The sequence below is a fragment of the Clostridium disporicum genome, assembly GCF_001405015.1.
GTDB lineage: Bacteria > Bacillota > Clostridia > Clostridiales > Clostridiaceae > Clostridium > Clostridium disporicum_B.
Genome location: NZ_CYZX01000041.1, coordinates 1 through 5,465 on the forward strand (window position 1 = coordinate 1; position 5,465 = coordinate 5,465).

Sequence of the window (5,465 nt, forward strand, 5' to 3'; positions counted from 1 at the left end):
GGCAATAAAGCAATGGTTGACGAGGATTTATTTAACTTAATTAAAGATAGTTTAAATTTAACTAAAGGCTTTAGTTCAAGCTTAAATAACGATGAAAATAAAAATCACAAAGCGACTAAAGATGAAGCTTCTAATGATGATTTAAGCTTAGTTAATGTCTTAGTAAATCAGTTAAATACTAAAGATGAACAAATAGCTAAGCTAACTAAGATGTTGGAAGATGCAAATGCCAAACGAGATGAACTTTCAGGCCATATCGCACAGCTCTTAGAGAACGAACAAATACTTAGGCGCGAGCAAAGTAAGCTATTAACGCCTGCAGATCCAGTAGAAGAAGAAACCGCAGTTGCCGATAGCTCTGTTGGGAATCAAGAAGAAATAGATAATGTTCAACCAGAAAATGAACGCAAAAAGAAATGGTGGAAAATATTTTAGAACCTATAACGTATTACGTAATACATTACACGGTATTACAGGGTAATACGTTATATTTTTTTGAAATTATTATTCTAAAAACATTGAATAATACTAGGGTAATTGGGTATAATAGCATTATAGAATTAAGTATTACGTAATACATTACGCAGTATTACAACGTATTACATAAATATGAGGAGGGTTTATATGGAAAACAATATTGAAAAGGGAGAGAAGTTGGAAGTTAAATCACTAAGATTAAGTCCAAGTGTAGATGCTAAAATTAAGGAATTAGCAGGAGATTACGGCAATGTTAATGCGTTTATAGAATATCTCTTAACGTTGAATGAAAAAGAAAATAATGCTATTAAATATCCAGATTTCAAGGCTAATATAGAAGCTTTTAGTGTATTACTTTCAAAGCTAGACAGGGCATACATGAGCGTTGTTGAAGTTGGAGCTAATGCAGCGCAGTTCGCAAGAGAAGAAGTTTCTAAAGAGATGGAGAGCCAAAGACAAACCATATCGGACCTACAAGAGAAGAATAAGGGATTGTCTAATTCTTTAGAACTTGCAAAAAGTCAACTGACTATGGCTGAAACAGCTAAAGGAATAGCACAAATGGAAAACGAGACGTTAACTAATATTAATAAAAAAAATGATGATTTAATAGAATCGCTTAAAAAGGAAATAGCTAAGCTAAGAGAAGATCTTGAGCAACAAGAAATGTTCAAAAATGAAAATGAACAATTAAAAGAAGAAATAAACTCAATGATGGAAGATCAACAAGCGTTAATAGATCATAATAAATCTTTAGAAATTGAATCTAAAGAACTGCATTCAGCTGTTGCAGGTTTAAAGACACAAGAAGAAATGTTAAAGAATAACATTGCAGAACTTAATATTGAAATGAAGGTGTACAAAGGTACTGCCAAAGAATTAGAAAAAGAACATAAGTTAGAAATAAAAGAGTTGGAAAAGGTACACAAGGAAGATATAAAAAGGCTTAATGAAGAGTTTAATGCTAAGCTAGAAAGAGAGATAGAGCGTGTTACAACATCAGCTGCAAAGGAAGTTGAGTTGCAAAATAGAGAGTTTAAGCTAAAAGAAGAACAGCTTAAATTTAATATAGAGAAGCTTCAAGAAAAGCTAAATGAAACTAGCATAATATTAAATGCAACAAGTCAAGAATTGAAACAAATAAAGGCTAAAAATAAACAAAAGGGCAAAGCAGAGTAAAGGCATCTTCTGCTTATATACCCAACAATAGCAAGGAATATTTCTGTCAAGACTTAATGGGAGGGGCCCTTCGAGGGAGGTTCCCGTTCATTCTTGACAGTAATATTATCTGCTATTACACATAAAGCAGCAGAAGATAACTAAAAATGTTCACAAAATAATAAATGAACGGAAAGAGAATAACGTTCAATAATAAAAACAGGGCTTATTTCAATTGGTCCTGTTTTTATTTTGTTATAAATACTGATGGATAAAAGTAGAATATAAGTTAGTTTTTTGATTTTAAATTATAAGAAATAGTTTAAATAAGTATAATATAATAACAAACTATAAGTAGCTGTTATCAGCATATTTAGGAGCTTTATCAGGCATAATTGATATATTAAAAATAAGGAGTTACTTATATGTGACATATTAAATAATGGCATTCTGCTATTACTAAAAGGCTCAAAGGTTCTAGGAGGTAGTGTATGGTCTACTGTTATAAAAGGTTAAGGGATATTTAAGCAGCTGCACAATCCTATCTATCCACCGAGGTTGGTTGGTGGTCTTAAAAAATCGACGGGTCTTGTTTGCAACGCAAGACGGGTTTTAAGCGAAGGACTTTATAATAAGCCTAAATACATATGGGCACAAAAATAAAAGCGCGTTTATACTGTAAAGCTATAGCTTTCAGTTCTGTACTGAAAATAGGTTGTAGATTAACCCATACAACAATTTTATACAGATTATAATGTGCGTGGCCGCTGTATATAGCGAGCAAAAGCGAGCTTAATCGCCACAGAAAGTGGCGATTAAGCGAAGCGACAGGCAAACGCGCTTTTATTTTTGTGCCCAAAACTAACCGACACGAAGTGCGATATACCCGATTAGGGGGTAGACCTACCAGGTTGGAGATTAGAGGTTACACGTGCCAGGGTGGAGGTTACACGTGCCAGGGTGGGCATGAGGTTTGCCAAGTACAACGTGCCGGGCACAGGTTCCCGACAGGGGGTGAGAAAAATGAGTAAACAGAAAAATTTAAGATATCAAATAATACAGGTTTGTAAGGACAACTTTAGAGAAAACATAGATAAACATAGCTATTATGCTCAAAATGGCAGAGATCAAGCCGATATTATATTCTCATATACCAGCAAAATCAATATAGAAAAGGTTGGGAAGAATTTTGCCAAGTTCATGAAAGAAGAATATCCACAGATTAAAAAGCTGTCTGATATAAAAGCTAATCACGTTCAATCGTACTTAGATGGAAAAGTAGAAACATGTAAAGATACAACACTAAAAACATACGGAGGAGCTATGAGAAAATTAGAAAAGCTTATAAACAACACATATAAAAGCGCTAATTTAGATTATTCTTCCAAAATTGTTATTCCAAAGTCGGAATGTGATGACGATACAAACAGAGGAGTAAAAGCTCAGATTTCAAGAGATGATTATAACAAAATCTTAGATGTTGCGAAAAATTCTAGTTGCCAAAGCGCATATGCAGTAAGACTTCAAGAACATCTTGGAATCAGAGTTTCAGAAATAGCTACACTAGATCGCGACAAGGTGCATTTTAGTGATGATGGCACTGCTACTATTAACATAACTAATACCAAAGGGGGCAGGTCTATGTCTAGGGAGTTAGATGAAGAAGGAAGCGCATTAGTAAAAGAGATTCTTGAGCAAAATTTTGATGATAATAAACTATTCAGCATAAGATCCAGTTCTATAAATGATTATCTGCGAGATACAGAGGATATTCTTCAAATCGATAGACATAGTTTTCATGATATTAGAAGAACATTAGCTCAAGAATTCTATGATGAATTAAGAGAACAGGGATATTCAGAAAAAGAAGCAGCGGATCAAACATCATTATTTTTAAATCACAATAAAGATAGGGAAGCTTTACTGAAAAGAAGTTATATAAATCTACATTAATGTTCAGAATTAAAATAAATGATTTTGGAGGTTTGTATGGAGAAAAAAAGTACTTATATAAAATTGGAAATTTTGCTGTTCATAAATCTGATGATTTTCATATTATTTTTTATCAAAATAGCCTTAAAATTTTAGATATAAATTTAGGCCAAAAATGACCCAAAAAAGAGGGAGAAATTAAAAAATTTCTTCCTTCTTGATAATATAGGTAACTATTTCTGCACCCCGATGTTAGATAAAACCGCATGGTTGTGCCGATAGGCAAGGTTTTGGGTGCGGCATGACTTTTCAAAATTGAGCATTTTTTAGAAAAAAATAAACCCTAACTTTTTCATTCAAAAATTGATGAAAAATTAGGGTATTTTTAAGCTTAAAATTACTCTAAAAATACCGTCCAAAAAAGAGGACAATTTTAGAAAAATTGACAAAAAAAATACCAGCCTTTATAATTTTAGTTGCGAGTTAAAATTAAAAACTGGGTATTTTTTGTCCTCTTGGTTAGTAACCTAGAGGTTCAATATGTATATCCTTTATCTAAAAGGATTATTGTTTAGAATGACCAACGAAAGGATCATTATTTAAAATGCCCAACTAAAGGAGCATTATCTATGGATAAGTATAAAGAAAAAAGGCTAAGAAGTCAACCTTTTAGGAGTCTAATTAAGCCTTATGTAAGCAAAAAATCTTATAAATTAATCAATGATTGCGGTAACTTCTTAATGTTTTTATCAGATAGAACATTAGAAAAGAAAAAACTGAATACAGGTGAGTTTTGTAAAAACAGATTTTGCCCGATGTGTGCCTGGAGACAGGCTAGACGTGATGCTTTAAAAATAGCTGTTTTAATGGAACATTTAAAGTTAGAAGAAAATATGCAAATGATTTTCTTAACATTAACTACTCCAAATGTAACTGGAGATAATCTTAACGATGAAATAAATCATTTCAATAAAGCATTTAAGAAACTAATGCAAAGGCGTGAAGTTAAACGATTGGTCCAAGGATACATAAGAAAACTTGAGGTAACTTACGATAGTAAATTTTTCATAACACCTGATTTGTACAAGCGTAAGAAAAAATATTATGACTATAGAAACTTAGGAATTGGAGATAAGAATCCGACCTACGATACATACAATCCTCATTTTCATGTTTGCATAGCAGTTCCAAGGGAATATGGAAGGAAATCAAGGACTATGCAATTTATAACAGATAATAAATGGTTAGAAATGTGGAGAGAGGCTTGCGATGATCCAAGCATCACACAAGTAAAAGTTCAATACATAAAGACAGGCCGTGCTGAAGAGTGTAAAGAAATGTTCGAGTTGGCAAAATATACAGCTAAGGATAGTGATTACCTATTAAGCCCTGAGGTATTTAAAGTATTTTATGAAGCATTAAAGGGTAAGCAACTTATAGTTTATTCTGGACTTTTCAAGGAAGCACTAAAGCTGTATGAAGCTGGTGAGTTGGATATGTACAAGCCTAAAGATATGGTTGAATACATTTATATGCTTCACTATGAATGGAGTAAAAGCAATGGTGGTACATATAAAGAAATATTAAAGAGAGAATTAACTAAAGAAGAATATGAAAAGTATAATAAATGCAAAATAGAAGAATTAAATATGGATTAAAACAATTTAGTTAAATTTAATAAAGGGGTGAAAGTTAGTGTTAATGAGCGTTAAGGAAGTTGCGGCAGCTTTGGAAGTTAGTGACGTAACTATATATAACAAATTAAAGTTAAAAGAGTTTAGTGAAAAAGTAGTCAAAAAGGGCAATAAAGCAATGGTTGACGAGGATTTATTTAACTTAATTAAAGATAGTTTAAATTTAACTAAAGGCTTTAGTTCAAGCTTAAATAACGATGAAAA

At 32.2% G+C, this 5,465-nt stretch carries 5 protein-coding genes; all 5 read left to right on the forward strand.

The annotated features are described in order from the left end of the window. Positions 1–435 (forward strand): hypothetical protein (locus ARA56_RS16875; RefSeq protein WP_172675785.1); only part of this gene is annotated, 435 nt, incomplete at its 5' end. Positions 436–624: 189 nt separating this feature from the next. Further along, complete coding sequence (locus ARA56_RS15980) at positions 625–1,656, forward strand: coiled-coil domain-containing protein (RefSeq protein WP_055268470.1); 1,032 nt, start codon at positions 625–627, stop codon at positions 1,654–1,656. A 1,002-nt stretch (positions 1,657–2,658) separates the two neighbouring features. Continuing rightward, positions 2,659–3,588, forward strand: a complete 930-nt coding sequence (locus ARA56_RS15985; protein ID WP_055268472.1) for a tyrosine-type recombinase/integrase — start codon at positions 2,659–2,661, stop codon at positions 3,586–3,588. Positions 3,589–4,196: 608 nt separating this feature from the next. After that, positions 4,197–5,225, forward strand: coding sequence for a protein rep (locus tag ARA56_RS15990; RefSeq protein WP_055268474.1), 1,029 nt, complete (start codon positions 4,197–4,199; stop codon positions 5,223–5,225). Between the two features lie 37 nt (positions 5,226–5,262). Continuing rightward, positions 5,263–5,465 (forward strand): MerR family transcriptional regulator (locus ARA56_RS15995; protein WP_207642913.1); only part of this gene is annotated, 203 nt, incomplete at its 3' end.